Annotated in this window: 14 protein-coding genes and 1 pseudogene; 7 read left to right on the forward strand and 8 right to left on the reverse strand. The window is 37.1% G+C overall.

What is annotated here, in order from left to right; genetic code table 11:
* Positions 1–225 precede the first annotated feature (225 nt).
* The 5 genes from DB41_RS08585 to prfB all read right to left on the reverse strand — a co-directional run bounded on the left by DB41_RS08585 (position 226) and on the right by prfB (position 4,931).
* Complete coding sequence (locus tag DB41_RS08585; protein WP_039386361.1) at positions 226–1,236, reverse strand: hypothetical protein; 1,011 nt, start codon at positions 1,234–1,236, stop codon at positions 226–228.
* A 595-nt stretch (positions 1,237–1,831) separates the two neighbouring features.
* Positions 1,832–2,557, reverse strand: coding sequence for a YebC/PmpR family DNA-binding transcriptional regulator (locus DB41_RS08590; RefSeq protein ID WP_039386362.1), 726 nt, complete (start codon positions 2,555–2,557; stop codon positions 1,832–1,834).
* A 45-nt stretch (positions 2,558–2,602) separates the two neighbouring features.
* A complete protein-coding gene (locus tag DB41_RS08595) occupies positions 2,603–3,280 on the reverse strand; it encodes a hypothetical protein (RefSeq protein ID WP_039386363.1) in 678 nt (225 codons plus the stop codon).
* A gap of 46 nt (positions 3,281–3,326) precedes the next feature.
* A complete protein-coding gene (locus DB41_RS08600) occupies positions 3,327–3,839 on the reverse strand; it encodes a GNAT family N-acetyltransferase (RefSeq protein WP_039386369.1) in 513 nt (170 codons plus the stop codon).
* Positions 3,836–4,931 (reverse strand): peptide chain release factor 2 gene (prfB, locus tag DB41_RS08605; RefSeq protein WP_202965122.1). Its coding sequence is split into 2 segments (ribosomal slippage): positions 3,836–4,861 and positions 4,863–4,931, totalling 1,095 coding nucleotides; the frame shifts between segments, so codons are not numbered across the junction. Before prfB ends, DB41_RS08600 begins: the two co-directional genes overlap by 4 nt.
* A gap of 461 nt (positions 4,932–5,392) precedes the next feature.
* Between prfB and DB41_RS08610 the strand changes: the two genes are divergently transcribed.
* Both DB41_RS08610 and DB41_RS08615 read left to right on the forward strand, forming a co-directional pair.
* The gene (locus DB41_RS08610; protein WP_039386371.1) at positions 5,393–6,700 is read left to right on the forward strand and encodes a DUF2851 family protein; all 1,308 of its coding nucleotides are present in this window, start codon (positions 5,393–5,395) and stop codon (positions 6,698–6,700) included.
* Between the two features lie 369 nt (positions 6,701–7,069).
* On the forward strand, positions 7,070–7,456 hold the full coding sequence (locus DB41_RS08615; RefSeq protein ID WP_039386372.1) for a hypothetical protein: 387 nt from the start codon (positions 7,070–7,072) through the stop codon (positions 7,454–7,456).
* Between the two features lie 30 nt (positions 7,457–7,486).
* On the opposite strand, the gene DB41_RS08620 is transcribed toward DB41_RS08615, so the two are convergent.
* Positions 7,487–9,697 carry a UTP--glucose-1-phosphate uridylyltransferase gene (locus tag DB41_RS08620; RefSeq protein WP_052244050.1) on the reverse strand — a complete coding sequence of 737 codons (2,211 nt, stop codon included), beginning with the start codon at positions 9,695–9,697 and terminating at the stop codon, positions 7,487–7,489.
* A 233-nt stretch (positions 9,698–9,930) separates the two neighbouring features.
* Between DB41_RS08620 and DB41_RS08625 the strand changes: the two genes are divergently transcribed.
* The 5 genes and pseudogenes from DB41_RS08625 (at position 9,931) to DB41_RS08645 (ending at position 13,360) form a co-directional block, all read left to right on the forward strand.
* Complete coding sequence (locus tag DB41_RS08625; protein WP_039386374.1) at positions 9,931–10,206, forward strand: SWIB/MDM2 domain-containing protein; 276 nt, start codon at positions 9,931–9,933, stop codon at positions 10,204–10,206.
* A 101-nt stretch (positions 10,207–10,307) separates the two neighbouring features.
* Positions 10,308–11,288 carry a UDP-2,3-diacylglucosamine diphosphatase LpxG gene (lpxG, locus tag DB41_RS08630; RefSeq protein ID WP_052244051.1) on the forward strand — a complete coding sequence of 327 codons (981 nt, stop codon included), beginning with the start codon at positions 10,308–10,310 and terminating at the stop codon, positions 11,286–11,288.
* Between the two features lie 4 nt (positions 11,289–11,292).
* Positions 11,293–11,976: a 2-C-methyl-D-erythritol 4-phosphate cytidylyltransferase gene (gene ispD / locus DB41_RS08635; protein ID WP_039386375.1), complete on the forward strand. Its 684-nt coding sequence runs from the start codon at positions 11,293–11,295 to the stop codon at positions 11,974–11,976.
* Between the two features lie 3 nt (positions 11,977–11,979).
* Entirely contained in the window at positions 11,980–12,729 is a 750-nt protein-coding gene (gene truA, locus DB41_RS08640; RefSeq protein WP_039386376.1) for a tRNA pseudouridine(38-40) synthase TruA, read from the forward strand.
* A 272-nt stretch (positions 12,730–13,001) separates the two neighbouring features.
* Positions 13,002–13,360 (forward strand): annotated as a pseudogene (locus DB41_RS08645) (transposase).
* Between the two features lie 247 nt (positions 13,361–13,607).
* On the opposite strand, the gene DB41_RS13055 reads toward DB41_RS08645, so the two are convergent.
* The gene (locus tag DB41_RS13055; protein WP_155117641.1) at positions 13,608–13,820 is read right to left on the reverse strand and encodes a leucine-rich repeat domain-containing protein; all 213 of its coding nucleotides are present in this window, start codon (positions 13,818–13,820) and stop codon (positions 13,608–13,610) included.
* Positions 13,821–14,370: 550 nt separating this feature from the next.
* On the reverse strand, positions 14,371–15,369 hold the full coding sequence (locus DB41_RS10910; protein WP_052244052.1) for a leucine-rich repeat domain-containing protein: 999 nt from the start codon (positions 15,367–15,369) through the stop codon (positions 14,371–14,373).
* Between the last annotated feature and the right edge of the window lie 580 nt (positions 15,370–15,949).

Genomic DNA, 15,949 nt, shown 5'->3' on the forward strand with positions numbered 1-15,949 from the left:
GTTGATTTAAATATTCTTTTATAAAGGGAAGCGGTTGGGAAAACATAGACGAAAAATTATTTTTAATGAGTTGATAAGGTATAACAATATTTTATTAAAAATTAGTCAACAAGAAAAAAGTACATCATCGAGTATCAGATTTTTTAAATTTTAGAGAGCAAGAATAAAAAAGAGCTTTGGCACTATTCTCCAAAACTCTAAGAAATTTTATGGACACGTGATCATCTACAAATGAGGCTCTACGACTATAAAGCTGTGCGACAAATTAGAGGATTCCTGGCTTTTAGATAGATTGGTCTTTTCCAACTCCTGTTTCTGGTCGATTATCTGATCAATAAATTGGTAATGGGCGTACTGTTTTTCTAATTCTTCTTTCAGTCTTTTAACTTCGCTTTTTAAATTTTGAATTTCTAGTTCTCGGTTATCCTTTACATTAATTACGCCTTTAACAGTTCCCCCTTCTAAATTGCTTTCCGTTTTCATCTGGACTCTATACTTATCAAAACAGTGAGGAAGAATAGATAGAATAGAGAGCAAGCGCGCATTCAAATCAAGATAGTCTTTTAAGAGGTTATCATAATCTGATGATTCCTCTTCTTTTTCTTGCCGCCTAGCGAGGGAACGCATGTGATTAAGGAGAGAAAGGACTTGCTGTACTTGCACCTCATTTTCACCTTTCTCTTTTAAAAAAAGCACAATGGTTTGTAAATCTTTTTCAACATTTTTTCGGCCCTCTTCTAAAGTCTTTAGATAACTCTTAATCATCTTATTTTTATCTTCTATTTCTGCTTCTTTTAGCCGCAGTTGCGCATGTAAAACATTTATTTCACTCGTATGCTTTTCAATATTGTTCTCCGCCTTGAGGAGATTTTCATTAGCATTTTTAAGATATTCGTCAATTTTATTATAATTATGCGTCCTTTCAGGAAGCTGAGGATTAATAAGAGGATGAGATTTGTTAGGATGACTAAGACGCTCAATATAAAAGGAGCCTACTGCGCTGCTCAAACATACTAATCCACAAGCCAATGCAGCTACTAGCATAGGCAAGGTTGAAAAGCCAATGGCAGCTACGCCACAAGCTACTGTAGCCACTCCTCCGATAACAGCTCCACTCTTGAGTAGATAGTAAGGCAAAGGGAGCGTTTTGCGCCCATTTAAATTGCCTTTTTGGTTTTCTGCCAACCGCGGGTTTTCTAACATACTTACTATTTTAGAGTTTAATACACTCGTCATAGATGCCTCCTAATATTACAAGCCCAATAAATTCATCTATATATTCAAAAATATATTTTACACAAGTAAAAAGCAAATTGCTCTTTAACGATTAATTCTTTGGTGTTTACTAAATAGATAGGCTAAATGGCTAGCGGTTAACAAACTATTAATATTAAATATTCCCCAAGATTTTTATTTAAATGTTTATAAACAGTTCTCTTAAAAGGTAATGTAGATAAAGTTAAATAAAAGAAAGTAAGCAAAAGGGTCACGCTTTCTAAATTTGCTGCTTAGCCTTCTTAAGCTTGTCATTAGAAAAATTAATAAGGGGTAACAACCACCCTGTTTTTAAGTATGACAGGGAAAAACATCAAAAAACTTTAAACATTTTTTTAAAATCTGGCTACGAGGGAAAAATGAATAAAATTTTATGTACTCTTTAGGACTAGCTTAAGAAAAAATTGGGGAGATAAGGTGGGGGTAAGGCTTTAAACAACTCTCCCTCATGCGAGGCGATTATTAAGATGGAAGCAAAGAAAAAAAAGCCTTAAAGCTTTTTAAGCTTTGATGGGAAAGATAAAAAATTAAGCCGAGAATTCCTTCTATGCGTTACTTATTCTGAAAAGTTCATGTTATGATAAACAGCATCTACATCATCCAGCGCTTCTAACCATTCTATTAAGGCCAAGTTAGCTTTTGCACACTCTTCATTACATTCTATAAAAGACTTAGGTATCATTTCTAAGCTAGCTTCCTCGCATGCAATATTCGCTTGATTTAAGGCTTCTTTAACACTATATAAAGCAGTAGGATCTGTGGTGATGAGATAGATCCCATCTTCACTATCAAAATCTTCTGCGCCTGCTTCTGTGGCTTTTAAAAACAGCTCTTCTTCAGGGGCCTGCCCTTTATTAATCTGAAGAATGCCTTTACGATCAAAATTGAAAGATACAGCACCCGGCGTAGCGATCGTTCCTCCCTTTTTATTGGTAGCAATGCGCATTTCAGAGGCTACACGGTTTTTATTATCCGTCATCACTTCAACAATAATTCCTACGCCTCCATGGCCATACAATTCATACATCATCTCTGTATAATCTGCTTGATCGGCATTAGAAGCTTTTTTAATGTTCCGTTCTACAATTTCATTAGGGACATTTGCCGCGCGTGCTTTTTCCAAAGCTAACCTTAAGCGAGGATTGTTTTTTACCTCCGGGCCTCCTCCCACCTTTACAGCGCTAATGATCTCTTTGGCAATACGAGAAAATATTTTGCCTTTTTTAGCATCTGCTTTTCCTTTTCTATGTTTAATATTTGCCCATTTACTATGGCCAGCCATGATAAAATTCCTTTAATTTATAGAGCATTTTTTAAATCTGCAAGCTTAGTCAAGATGCGCGAAAAGGTGCACCCGATGTTTTTTAATCCATTGGTGGGCTATGTCAAAATGCTCGTAACTTTCTTCTTTTGCTTTGAATTCTTTGCTATGAATGCGATGTAGGCCTTTTTCGTCCATGTAAGAAGGACAAATATGATGCAAAATTTCGTGGAAAATAACGTAGTTAATCACATACTTCGGAATGTTCGTGTTATCCAACAAACGATTAATTTTTATTAGCTTAAGAGGGTGATGATAAAGGCCAAAAGTCACAGACCTTTTATTAAGTTGAGCATGTTTACCAAACCACGTAATAAATAATTTTACTTTCCCTTCAAAATATTGATCATTAAGTTCATCGTAAAGATGTTGGAGATTATAAACCTTTCCTTGGCAAGACAGTTTGGATCTGTCTAAGGTATGCGAATAATCAAGCTTTTTAAGGCTATTTTCCATAAAGATTTTGATCTCAGAAGAAATCATCTTATGCTCTTGGCGAATGTAACAAGCCAAAGAATCTAAAACATTTTGAGGAGCCTCTAAAAACATGCGATGTAAAGAAACTCTCGTACAATCAGTTTCCCATCGTACACTTAACATAGTAGAGCGGTTGTCATTAATTTTCAGCTTTAATTTAATACCTGATAAATTTTCGACTTCTTGTTGAAAAACAGTTAGTGTCATAACATAATAAAATTATTTTAATAAAAAACAAGGAATTCTTGAACTATTACAACCAACGTTCCATGAAAACTCGTCCGACATAGAAGCCGTCTTTTTCTTTAATCCAATGCGTCTGCCTTCCAAATTCTCGAAAGCCCATACGAGTATAAAGATGAATGGCAGGGTTTTCTGCATAGACTTGGAGATGTAATACTTCAATCTTAAAGTTTTCTTTCGCCATATGGCTAAGATTACTGATTAGCAAAGTTCCTACACCTTGCCCTCGCATTTCAGGTGCCACAATAATACCAAATTCACACTGATGAGCAAGCTTGCGGTAGGGCTGTAAATATAAGGTAGTAATTCCACAGGGAACGCCCTCTTTGGTGGCTGTTAAGCTGCATTTATACCGGCTAAACCCTATCCACCGTGCCACTGCATCATCTATTTCAACTTCATCAAACATAGGAAACCAACGGGCCACGCTAGGATCTAAAAGCCACTGCTTCAAATATTTTCCATCACTTAAATCTGAATAGCGCAGCTCTATTCCTTCTGGAGAGTTTTTTTTCTCTGTCATTCAAACTCCTTCAAATAAGCATTTACAAAATCATCAAGTTCACCATTCATCACTGCTTGGATATCTCCTGATTCATGTTTAGTTCGAGTATCTTTAACTAAAGTATAGGGTTGAAAAACATAATTACGGATTTGACTGCCCCAGGCAATTTCTTTCTTTTCACCTGAAAGTGCTTTAAGAGCGTTCTCTCTTTCTGTTACTTCTTTCTCATATAATTTTGAGCGCAACATCTTGTGACAGGATTCTCTGTTTTGCACCTGGCTTCGTTGAGTCTGGCTAGAGACCACAATTCCGGTCGGCAAATGTGTCATTCGTACAGCTGAATCCGTTTTGTTAACATGCTGTCCACCAGCTCCAGAGGCACGATAAGTATCCACTCGGATCTCCTCTGGCTTAATATCGATCACAATATCATCAGTAATTTCTGGAGTTACATCTACGGAAGCAAAACTTGTATGCCTTTTGGCATTGGCGTCAAAAGGAGAGATACGCACCAAACGATGAACACCCTTCTCAGCTTTAGCATACCCATAAGCAAATTCTCCATCAAATTTAAAGGTAATGCTTTTTATACCAGCGACATCGCCTTCTACCCTATCGATCAGCTCTACTTTCCATCCGCGTTTAACTGCCCAACGTTGATACATACGAGATAACATCAAAGCCCAATCGCAAGCTTCTGTTCCTCCTGCCCCTGAGTTAATGCTTAAGTAACAATTTTTATTATCTAGCTCACCCGCAAGCATTTTGCGAATTTCTAAATCATTTAATTTTTTCTCTACTCCATCCAGTTCTTGGACTAATTCATTCACTAATGCTTCATCCCCACTTGCATAAGCTTCAGGCAAAAGTTCTTTAAGATCGCAGAAAAGCTGCTTGCAATTTTGATAAGGAACAATCCAAGCCTTTAAAGAGTTTGCTTCCTCGATTACTAGCTGAGCTTTTTCGTGATTTTCCCAAAAAGAGGGCTTCTCCATAAAAGCTTCTAATTCTTTAATGCGTGCTTCTTTGGAAGCTAAGTCAAAGATACCTCAACATATGCAAAAGTTTATCTTCGATAATTTTTAAACGTTGCTGAGTTTCAGAATTCATAGGTTTCCTTATAAGTTAAGAACTGTCAAATAATATATCTCATAGAGCCATAAAAAGTCAAAGTAGATATAATTGCTTTTTAATAGGGTACCTACGTTCTTCCTACTCATTTTTTCGTTAAATTTAGTTTAATTTATTTCCACTTCTTTTGATAATAGGTAAGGCACAAAAAATTAAACATAAGAAGAAGTTTTACAAATTTGTCTATAGAGTATTAAATTTTTTAATTTACTTCTTAAAATAGGATAGAAAAGTTTAACTTTACCATCTAGGGATGGAGAGTTGTTACCCTCCTATATTGATAAAATTTAATTTAGATTTAATTATCGAAAGAATATAAAGAGCAGCCTCTTATTTTATTTAAATGATTTTATATCTTAAGCGCTTTATAAGCTTTTTTTTCTTGTGTAAAAAAAAAGCAATATTTTAAATAGATAGATATTGAAAGGTGGGTAGCAGTCATGCACGTTTCCCTTTACGAAGAAGAAAATGATTGGTATTCCAACTTATTAGCTATAAACAGCTATAATGTTGCTGAAACCAAGTATCCTTATCTTTATTGGACTGAAAACCACCTCCAAGCCATGTGGTGGGAGCAAAAATATTTTAAAAACTTAAAAACAAGCGATCAGCTACCTATTACAGTCATTTCCCCAGGAATATGGAATCATGAAGCAGGCCCTGTTTTTCTAAACGCTCATCTTAAAATCGGAGATCAGGAGCTAAGGGGGGACATTGAAGTTCACCTAGAGGATGAGGCTTGGACAAATTTACAGCATGACTCTGATAACCGTTACAAAGAGGTTATTTTACATGTCTGTTTATGGCCTCCCCTTTCTGCTGCGCCTACACCAATAAAGAATGCAAAAGGAGAGAAGGTTTATCAAACTTACCTAGCTCCTTATCTGACAATTTCGCAAACGAGAATCCTTCAACTTATCGATATTGAACAATACCCTTATCGAAAATTTTTGGGAAATAATCCCTCTTGCTTTTCACCCTCTAGCTCTTTTGTAGAGGAAAAAATATTTAATCTTTTGCCCTCATCTGTAAGTTGGGGGCTTGCCCAAAAAGTTCAATATCTTAAAGGGCATATGGAAGATGCCCGCCTTCTTCTACCCACTGGAATTGCTATGGCCTTAGGAGGCAAGCAAAATGCGGAAGCGTTCTTTGAATTATTTGTAAGGCTTCTAAAATACAAAGATAAAACTGAGAATGAACTTCTAAGTATAGCTTTAGGAATGAGCGGTTTTTTTGCTGAAAAATACAAGTTAAAATGGAAAGATTCCTTCTTTTATCAGGAGCTTCTTCAAATTTATACTCAGTTTTCCACCCTTATCCCTCACTCAATTCGTCTTTTACTAAACCAAATAAGGCCTTTAAATCATCCCATCAGGGGGATAGCTTATTTAGTCAAATTAATTCAAGACCCTTTAATGCCCTCCTTATTTACCGAAATATATGCATGCTGGCACCAGGGCTGGCCTGAAGCTTATTTGAAAAAAGATTGGAAGCTACTACTCAATAGAATTAAAGATCGATTACCCTCTTACTCGGACGAATATTGGAGGCATCATTATACTTTCGAAAGTCAAAAGCAAGCCTTACCTATACCTTTATTAAAAAAAAGTTGGAAAGATAAGGTGATTCTTAATACTGTCTTACCCTTACTATCTAGCGAAATAATTCAAAAAAACAACCCTTCTGAAATTAAAGCTTTTCATAACTTTTATTCTTTTCTTAATCGTGTGAAAGATGATGAGACATAAATCTTTCTCGCTCGTCCTTTTAAGCCAATCGTTCCTAAACAAATTTATAAAGCAAAGTTAAATCTCGAAAATAAATTTTACTATAACACCATCTTTAAACAGTATAGTAAAGGCTGTTTAAAATAATTTTCCTTTTAATATAAAAAGTGATAGGATGAGATAATTATAAAGTTAAAGAACTTTTGACAAGCTCAAACTTTATCGAAAGCAAAGAAATTAAAAATTTTCCATTTCTTGTTCGCTTGCCTCTTTGTTGCAAGAAAATGAGGCAAATCGTATAGTAAGGATATTTTCTTTCTGAAAAAATGTAAGCTCGGTTGGTTTGAAATATTTTTTATTAACTTTCAAAAGAAATCCTGGAGGATTTTTATGGTCGAAACTACTAATGTACAAAGCACGGCTTCTTTAAGTGTAAGATCACTAGGAGATACTGTAAAGTCAGGCGCAACATGGCTAGGGCGCCAATTTAACCATGGCGCTAGAGCAATTAAAACACTTGTAGCCAGAATGTGGTTTGCAACTGTTGATTTTTTTAAAAATTTCCCTGCTTATCTCCGCTCTGGTTACGGTGTTGGAGCTATCTTAGGAACAGCTGCTCTCTCTGGATTAGGAGCAAGCTTGACTCTTAAATCTAAAAAGCAGCAGGTTGCTCGCGCTGTTGCCACAGTAGCAGCAGGTGCGTTACTATTTGTTGCAGGCGCAGTGATGTTTGCTTTTGGCTGCAATCCTGTTACCTTTTCTCGCCATACCTTTTAATCCAGGTACATGTTTAACACTTAGACGCATTCATGTGTCTAAGTGTTTTTCTAAAATCATCCTATCCTCTTTATCAAAGAAATAGGTAAATAGGGGACGAGGAACCCTTATTTGCTCTCTAATAAACGTTAGTTCTCCTTCCCTATTCTGAGCAATTAGACGCTCTCCATCAGCCACCTCAATCTCTAGGTCTCCTTCTAAAGTTACATTTTCAGCAATAAATTCTGAACACCCTTTCAAGGTAATCTTCAAAGATTCTTCTCTAATAATTTGCTTTTTCCAATAAGAAGAGGAAAGCTTTTTATTAATTCCTCGATTAACCACGTATACATTTTTCAACACACAGCGTCCTACCTTTTCACTATACGTGATGATCCCCTGGGCATTTTTATGGCCTACTATATTTTCTGCATAAATTAACAGACTGCCTTTTATATTCACTTTTTGCAGAATAAGCTCAGAAATTTCTAAGACCATCTCGGAATTTAAACTTAAACTTCCTCCATGAATTTTTTGAGCAATTACCGAATATAAAGGGCCTAGAGCGGGATGAAAGGAGGTAATACAAGTAGGCCCCTCTTGAATGTATTTATCCTCATTAGGAACTTCGGGAAGCTGCATTTTGCAATAATGAGTAAACAATTCGTAATGATTTTGTAGTTGATCCCAGTAGCATCCTTCAGGGGTTTCCAAAAAAGATTGTCCTTCTGTAAATGCTCTTTTTGTCACCGAAATTGTTTTCCTTCTTTGGTTATAGGTAACAAACGTACCAAGGTCTTTAGCTTGCAAATGCTTTTGCCTTTGAAGAAAAGGAGTAGTCATTCCATCGGCAATATTTTGCATAAGCGATTCTAAACGTCCTGCATGCACCTGTTGTCTTCTTCCTTCTAAAGAAAGGCAAGTGACCTTATGTTTCATGTTAATTAACATGCCAGGAATTGGGCAACTATCCACTAAATTTTTAATCGCCATTAGATCAACGAATAGTATATTAGTGTTTGCAGGAAGCGCCGAGTAAAAGCCTCCTTGCTGTTCAGCTATTTCTGGAATGTTTCTTTTTACAAAATCTGGATATTCAATATTGGAAATGCAGTAATCATATCCTTGATTACTCTCTTTCTCTATCAGCACATTCATACCTTCAGCTGTATTTAACAGGCGCGGACAGGAGGCAAATCCTAAACTTTGGTTATTTAGAATTCCACACCCACTAAAAGCAAGCAGCCCATAATCAGTCGAAGCGGCAGGGTTATTGATCTGCCTCACCAGAGCTTTAGTGTAACCTTTCTTTAACAAGCGATCGATCACACCTGCTTCTACTGCTAGTTTCCAAATCACTCCATGTCCACCTGGCTTAAAAATAACTTTCATGGATTCTGCCACTGCCCAGTCTCCTTGCTTAGTCAGGACAGGCACTAAAGGCTGCTTAAAGAAATCAAACGTATCTTGCGGCCGCCCAAACCAACTCGACCGCTTACAGATATCAAAGACATGCCTATAATTATTCTTCTCATCAGAAGTCATCATAGCCACTGGAACAATTAAATATTTTCCCGTCAATTTATAATATAGGTATTCGCGCGCTTGCAAATCGCGAATTAATCCTTCTAATAAGGTTCTCCCCTCAAAGAGCAGTTCTGCTGAAGGCAAATCTTCGCCAGTTTTTTCATCCTGCAATTTTAAGCGATCCCCCGCTCCACCTACTGGATATATTTCTGCTATTAAAGGCATCTTTTCCACAGCCTCTCGAATTGCTTTCCTTACAAAAGAAGTTTCCTGGGATATATCGTAACCTGGTGGCTTGCTATAACGTTCCGCAGGTGGTAAAGAATTATCTTCCTTCTTCCCTAATTCTTTTTCTTCAATAAGCTGTAACATCATACAATGATAGCCAACCAAGCCACCCATCATTGCATAAAAGTTTTCAACAGGTGCTAAGCTTTCAATTAATTGATTAAGAGCTAGGTGAGGATTCGAATGTTGATGCATCCCTTGAAAAATTATAGGTCCTTGGCCTAAAGCTAATAAAGATTTAATAATGACTTGTGCGTGTGCATTACAGCAAAAAAGAAAATCCTTTAAGCAGGAGTTTTGCTGTAGAAAAGCTTGTACTTCGGGATTTCGATTCAATATATCAAGCCGCTCGTCAATCTTCTTAGCGTTTTTCAATTGCGCCGTAAGAGATTTTAACCTTTTAAGGCTATGTTTGATAGAATGTATAGCAGAAGTAGATGTAGACATGATATTTTCTTTTACCTGGTTAAGATGGAAGCATTTATAGCAAAGAATTTGATTTTATCCCTAATCCAATAACGGATCTTAATGCTTTTTTCTTATGATTTCTTTTGACTTATAAATGAAAACAGCGCTACAAAGAATCCCCTAGCTAGGAATGTTACCGAGACAATCTAGCTAACTTGATTTAACAGTTATTTGGAAAAAAGCAATATCCTTTAACAAAGCATAAGGAGTAAATGATGGCAAAAAAAAATTCAGCCTTTATGAAACCCGTACAGGTGAGCCCTGAATTGGCAGAAATCGTCGGACAAGGCTCTATGCCGCGTACGGAGATCACAAAAAAAGTATGGGAGTATATTAAAAAGCATAATCTTCAAGATGCTCAAAATAAAAGAAATATCAATCCTGATGCTAAATTAGCTAAGGTTCTTGGAAATCAGAGTATTGATATGTTTAAAATGACAAGCAAGATTTCTAAGCATATTAAAGAGCCAGAAGCAGCTAGTTCTTAGACTCTTCTATAAAAATGCTAATCTTTAATGCCTTATATATTAATGGTTAGCATTTTTTTCTTTTCATTTGTAAGGTTCTTCCTTAAAATTTTAACAACTCCATGAAAAAAAACCATAGACTCAACAAATTTATTATTAATTTGCCTAATTTTTTTTGGGACCTTTGGTGCTGTCTGTCGATTATAGGGATTTGGCCACGTTTTATTGAAAATAAATTGGTTAGTAAGACCTTCAAAAGGTTTAAGATTCCCTATTTACCTAAAGATCTACAAGGATTGAAGATAGCCCAATTTTCAGATTTACATCTTCATCCTCAAGTTTCCCAGCGATTTCTAAAAAAAATTAAAAGAAAAATCGAAAGCTTCCAACCTGATATCATTGTATTTACAGGAGATTTTCTTTGTTTTTCTCTTTCTCGTGACTTGATGAGGCTCGAGCAATTTTTTGCTTCGTTAAAAGCGCCTTACGGATGCTTTGCCGTTCTAGGTAATCATGACTATAATGCTTTTGTTTCTGTAAATGAAAAAGGAGAGTATGATGTCCTCCCATCTTCTACGGGTTCCATAAATAAAGTTTTGAAACGTTTATGGACAAATAAAATTTTGGTAAGAAGAGTAACAGATCATGCTAGGGCGGTAAAACCTCATGAGGAATTGGAAAAAGCTTTAAAAAACACTCATTTTCGATTACTAAAAAACGAATCCCTATTGGTTCCCATAAAAGGTAGCTTTATTAATATAATTGGTTTGGAAGAGTATTCCACAGGTCGGCATTCCCCTAGATTAGCTTTTCAAACTGTTGACCCCCGTTTCCCTGGACTTGTCATTGCTCACAATCCAGACATTGTACCTCATTTGCTAAATTTTTCCTGGGATGTTATCTTATGTGGACATACCCATGGAGGCCAAGTTAATCTTCCCTGGCTATGGAAAAAATTTACTTTGATGGAAAATCCTTACTTAAAAAAAGGTTTAATATGCATGCAAAATAAATGGATTTATGTCAACCGGGGCATAGGGAGTATCATGCCCTTTCGATGGTTTTCTATGCCTGAACTCCTTCTGTTGACCTTAGAGGCTTAAAATCATGACTTCTCAAGAAGTAAGCGTTATTCTTTTATGTGGGGGCCAAGGTTTACGCATGCAAAATGCTACTCCTAAACAATTTCTCACTCTCCATAATAAGATCATCGCTACTTATAGTTTAGATGTTTTTAAAACCCTACCTGAGGTGATTGAAATTGTAGTAGTTTGTGACCCCGCCTATCAAAAATTCTTTACTTCTCCCGAGCTTTCAGTACCGTTAAAGTTTGCCTGTCCTGGTAGGCATCGGCAAGACTCTGTTTTCAATGGCTTAAAGGCTCTTACCTCGCAAGCAGGCTTTGTCTGCATTCATGACTCTGCTCGCCCTATTATTACCCCTCCCCTAGTGCAACGTGTCTTAAAAGCAGCCTTCCAGCACGGAGCCGCCGCAGCTGGCATGCCTATTAAATTTACGATTAAAGAGCACGACGGAAATCATATAGTCAAGCAAACGCCTGATCGCTCCACCTATTGGGAAGTTCAGACGCCTCAAGTAGTTCGCAAAGATATTTTGGAACAAGGCTTTGCTTATGCTCTTAAAAATCATTTAAAGGTCACTGACGATGTCTCCTTAGTCGAACATCTAGGACATCCCGTCAAATTAGTTGAGGGATGCTATACAAATCTAAAGATTACCACGGCCGAAGATCTTATCCTGGCTAAATATCTGCTCCATGAGCCTATCTAGACGATGAAAGAATATAATTATAAAATGATTATTGCCTATGATGGCACTCAGTACAATGGTTGGCAGATTCAACCTAATGGTATAGCTATTCAGCAAAAGATTGAGGAAACCCTTAAGATAGTGCTAAGACATCCTACCTCCTTAATAGGGTCGGGAAGAACAGATGCTGGAGTCCATGCTTTAGGACAAGTTGCTAACTTTAAAACCTCCCTGCGAATTGATCCTAGACGTTTCTTGCATTCTCTAAATGGAATATTGCCTAGAGATATTCGCATCCATAGCCTAGAAAATGTTCCTCTTAACTTTCATGCCCGCTATAGTGCAAAAGGAAAGATTTACCATTATTATCTTCATCTTAAGCCTACTTTAAATCCTTTCAATCGCTTGTATTCCCTCCATGTGGGCGAGAATATAGACAGCGGTTCTTTAAAAGAAGCAGCTCAATTTTTTATAGGCACTCATGATTTTACTGCCTTTGCCAATGAAGCCCATTCAGGAGTTGCAGCCCATGACCCCATAAGAACTCTCCAAAGGCTTGACGTCGTTCCTACCGAGGAAGGTTTGTGCTTAGAATTTGAAGCCGAAGGCTTCCTTTACAAAATGGTGCGCAATATTACGGGTACTCTTCTAGAGATTGCTTGTGATAAACGTTCAATCTCCTCTATCCCTGAGATTTTTGCCTCTAAAGACCGCCGCTGTGCTGGTAAATCCGCTCCCCCGCATGCTCTATTTCTGATGAAAGTCATCTATTAAATTTCATCTTTTTAGCTGGATATCTTCTCTTGCCTGCCTTAAAAGAGGGTTCCTTGATCTTCAACAGCCTTAAAACCTCTTGCTGCAAGCTTTTAGGTTACTAAATTTCTTCTTTTCCTCCTATTCTGCCCTCTACCTCTTTCTTTTAAACTATGAAAAGGAAATAGTTAAAAAAAGACCTTCACAATATACAGGCATCTCGTTTGCCGATTTTACTCTATTGACAGTATGTCATACGCGCCGTCTCCACCCCCCTCCTAGTTTTCAAGAAAATAGCAAAAAGAGGAAAAGCCTCTACAGGGTGGTTTTATAGATTCAAACTACATCTAGTGATTAAGGATAAAGGGGAAATTCTTGCTATATATTAACGCCAGGAAATGTAGAGACCCATATCCCTGCTCCTGATCTATCTAAATACATTTTTGGCAAAATGTTTGCCGATAAAAGCTATATATCTCATCAGTTATTTATCAAGCTCGATGACAAAGGCTTAGAAATTATTACCAAGCTTAGTAGGCTAATGTCACTGGTAGGTAAGATTTTATCAAGGAAACGGGGCATCATTGAAAGACTTAACAATAAATTGAAAAACTCTTGCCAAATCGAACATCATCGACATCGTAGCCCTTGAAATTTTTTTATCAATCTAATCAGCGGAATAGTTACCTATGCTTACGAACCATGTAAACCCTGCATTCAATTGACTTGCATAAAGAAACAAAAGTTAATGAGTTGACTCCACAGTTTAGGTATAATTTGAAGCTGCCTTAGAGTGTTTTCTTATCGGATAACATGCGTTAATCTATATTCTTAAAAACTTTGGAGGATGCCCATTGCTTTTTTAATATTATAGGTGATGAAGACATCTACCTTTTCAGCTATAGCTTGAAAAACTGTTTTACTTCCGCTGAAATGTTTTCTAGTAGATTCCCCTTTAGCTTAAAATTTAATAGTTTAGGTAGCTGCTCTATCTCTGCCGGAAAGGCTGTAAGTTGGTTGTCGCTTAAGTAAAGCGCCTGCAGCTTCGATAGCTGCTCTACGTTAGCGGGAAGAGTAGTTAGCTGGTTATTGTATAGCCAAAGATATTGCAGCTGAGATAATTACCTTATCTCTATTAGAATGGAGGCCAGCTGATTGTTGCTTAAGCACAGGTCGTATAGCCGAGAAAATCGACCTATCTATGCAGGAAGCAAGGCTAGTTGGATGTATCTTAAGGAAAGTCTATTAAGCTGAAAAAGTTGCCCTCTCTCCGGGGGAATATTGGTAAGATGTTTATTATCTGAGTTAAGGCATTGCAGCTTCGATAGCTGCCCAATCTCTGTAGGAAGGGGGTAAGCTGATTGCTCTGCAAGAAGAGCAATTACAGTTGCGATAGCTGGCTTATCTCTATAGAAAGAATGGTAAGCTAGCTGCTGTTTAAATGAAGGTGTTTAACTTGAGATAGCCGTATCTCTATAGGAAGGGTGGTAAGCAGGTTGCCACTTAAGTGGAGCATTTGCAGCTTCGATAGCTGCCTGATTTCTGCTGGCAGACTGGTAGGCTAGTTTTGATTTAAGTGCGGATTACTTGTTTAAAGATAAGATGGCTAAAAGATTTTATTTCATTTTAGCTCAACCAATTTAAAAAGTACTTATGGCCATCCTACAATTGAAAACGCTGCCTTACTTTTTCTGGAATATCTTTCAAAGGATTTTCCGCTAATTCAAGCATGATAAGCTGAGACAATTGCCCAATTTCTGCAGGAAGGCTGGTGAGCTGGTTTTGGCTTAACTTAAGCCCTTGCAGCTGAGACAGCTGCCCTATTTCTGCAGAAAGGTTGGTGAGCTGGTTTTGGCTTAAATTAAGCCATTGCAGCTGAGACAATTGACCTATTTCTGCAGGAAGACTGGTGAGCTGGTTTTGATTTAAGTAAAGCCATTGTAGCTGAGATAACTGCCCTGTTTCAGCAGGAAGGCTGGTTAGCTGGTTTTGATTTAATTCAAGCCATTGTAGCTGAAACAGCTGCCCTATTTCTGCAGGCAGAGCGGTGAGCTGGTTGTCGCTTAAGTCAAGCCTTTGCAGCTGAGATAACTGGCCTATTTCTGGGGGTAAATAAGTCAAGCCTACTCTATATAAACCTAAAGCCGTGATGTTTTTACAATTTTCTTCAATCCACTCTCTAAGAAGCTCTCCTTTTTTTTCTAGAGGCAAGTGCTTAATTTCTTCTCGGCTCAAGTATTCCTCCCCACCAGGAAGTTTTTTCCAAAGTAAAAGGCGATTAATATTTAAGAGATAAGAAGAGTAATTAGCCAGCGTTAAGCCTTTTTTTTCTTCTGTTTTCTCTTTAAATTCCAAAGGAGAAATAGATTTAGCTAAGGTAAAAACTTGTTTAAAAACTTGATAAACTTTTTCGGTAGAGGTAAGCCCAGGATTGAGTTGATAAACTTTAGCTAACATAAGAGTTCGCTGGGTAGAGGTATTCTTCGTGGGGAAATGAAGCTGTGCTATTTTTTTATAAAGAGGGGGCATGACTTCAGAAGCCAGCAGATGATGCCATCTTTTACAGACGCTAAATAAGGAAGGAACTACGCAAGCCTCTAAGATAGGGAGCAGCAATTCATTAGGCAAGCTTTCAATAGATGCCGAAGAGATAGAATGCATTTTATTTCCTTGGGTAGTAATGAACTTTTATCATTTTTATTTTTGAAGGCAATATAAAAAAATTAAAAAAGCAAGTCAAACGAATTCGCATCCTTATCAAGGAAAAAACAACCCATAGATAATCTACCACGCTTTTATTTCAGATAGATTCAGGAAAGGGGGGGGGCCTTCCAAGCATTTAGGAGCAGCCACAGGTTTTGGCGATTAAGTGACGCGGCAATTTTGGTTTGACTAAAAGAATGAAATTGATTCTTTGCCTTATTTGAGAAAAACAGCTCTTTTGGGTGCCTTCTTTTAATTTTTCTACCGCATGATGGAATACAATACGACTAGCTTCTTCCTATCAAAAAAAGTTGTTCTCCCAGCTATAAAACTCTGCAGAAAAAGAGAAAAACTTCTTGTCGTTACAAATGTGTAGGTTAGTTTAAGCTTGCTTAATTGCGGGAAGAAAAGCGGATGACTTCTTTAAAGATAAGATGGCTAAAAGTTTTTTATTTCATTTTAGCTCACCCCAAATTAAAAAGTACTTACTATTCTACAATTGAAAACGCTGCTTTATTTTTTCGGCGATATTTTTCGA

Origin of the sequence: Neochlamydia sp. TUME1 (assembly GCF_000813645.1) — a bacterium.
GTDB lineage: Bacteria > Chlamydiota > Chlamydiia > Chlamydiales > Parachlamydiaceae > Neochlamydia.